Consider the following 1371-nt stretch of genomic DNA (forward strand, 5'->3'; position numbering starts at 1 on the left):
TGTCCCCGGAGTCCCTGATTTCACACTGCCAAGAAAAGCCTCTAGCGAGGCGGGAGGTGCCCGTACCGCAAACCGACACAGGTAGGCGAGGAGAGAATCCTAAGGTGATCGAGAGAACTCTCGTTAAGGAACTCGGCAAAATGACCCCGTAACTTCGGGAGAAGGGGTGCTCTGATAGGGTGTTAAAGCCCGAGAGAGCCGCAGTGAATAGGCCCAGGCGACTGTTTAGCAAAAACACAGGTCTCTGCAAAACCGTAAGGTGACGTATAGGGGCTGACGCCTGCCCGGTGCTGGAAGGTTAAGAGGAGAGGTCAGCGCAAGCGAAGCTTCGAATTGAAGCCCCAGTAAACGGCGGCCGTAACTATAACGGTCCTAAGGTAGCGAAATTCCTTGTCGGGTAAGTTCCGACCCGCACGAAAGGCGTAACGATCTGGGCACTGTCTCAACGAGAGACTCGGTGAAATTATAATATGCGTGAAGATGCGCATTACCCGCGACAGGACGGAAAGACCCCGTGGAGCTTTACTGTAGCCTGATATTGAATTCCGGTGCAGCCTGTACAGGATAGGTAGGAGCCTTGGAATCCGGAGCGCCAGCTTCGGAGGAGGCAATGGTGGGATACTACCCTGGCTGTATTGGACTTCTAACCCTTGCCCGTGATCCGGGCAGGAGACAGTGTCAGGTGGGCAGTTTGACTGGGGCGGTCGCCTCCTAAAGTGTAACGGAGGCGCCCAAAGGTTCCCTCAGAATGGTTGGACATCATTCGCAGAGTGCAAAGGCATAAGGGAGCTTGACTGCGAGACCTACAAGTCGAGCAGGGTCGAAAGACGGGCTTAGTGATCCGGTGGTTCCGCATGGAAGGGCCATCGCTCAACGGATAAAAGCTACCCCGGGGATAACAGGCTTATCTCCCCCAAGAGTCCACATCGACGGGGAGGTTTGGCACCTCGATGTCGGCTCATCGCATCCTGGGGCTGTAGTCGGTCCCAAGGGTTGGGCTGTTCGCCCATTAAAGCGGTACGCGAGCTGGGTTCAGAACGTCGTGAGACAGTTCGGTCCCTATCCGTCGCGGGCGCAGGAAATTTGAGAGGAGCTGTCCTTAGTACGAGAGGACCGGGATGGACACACCGCTGGTGTACCAGTTGTCTTGCCAAAGGCATCGCTGGGTAGCTATGTGTGGACGGGATAAATGCTGAAAGCATCTAAGCATGAAGCCCCCCTCAAGATGAGATTTCCCTTTACATCTGTAAGTAAGATCCCTCAAAGATGATGAGGTTGATAGGTCCGGGGTGGAAGCGTGGCGACACGTGCAGCTGACGGATACTAATCGATCGAGGACTTAACCTATAAGAAAAGCGGAGACGACCGTTT

The 1371-nt window shown here is 54.8% G+C and carries 1 rRNA gene; it reads left to right on the plus strand.

Annotated elements, in window-relative coordinates:
- Positions 1–1347: ribosomal RNA gene (locus tag WFH04_RS18035) — 23S ribosomal RNA — on the plus strand; the annotation flags it as partial.
- Positions 1348–1371: the final 24 nt, after the last annotated feature.

Origin of the sequence: Sporosarcina sp. USHLN248, assembly GCF_037144575.1 — a bacterium.
In the GTDB taxonomy this organism is placed as follows: domain Bacteria; phylum Bacillota; class Bacilli; order Bacillales_A; family Planococcaceae; genus Sporosarcina; species Sporosarcina contaminans.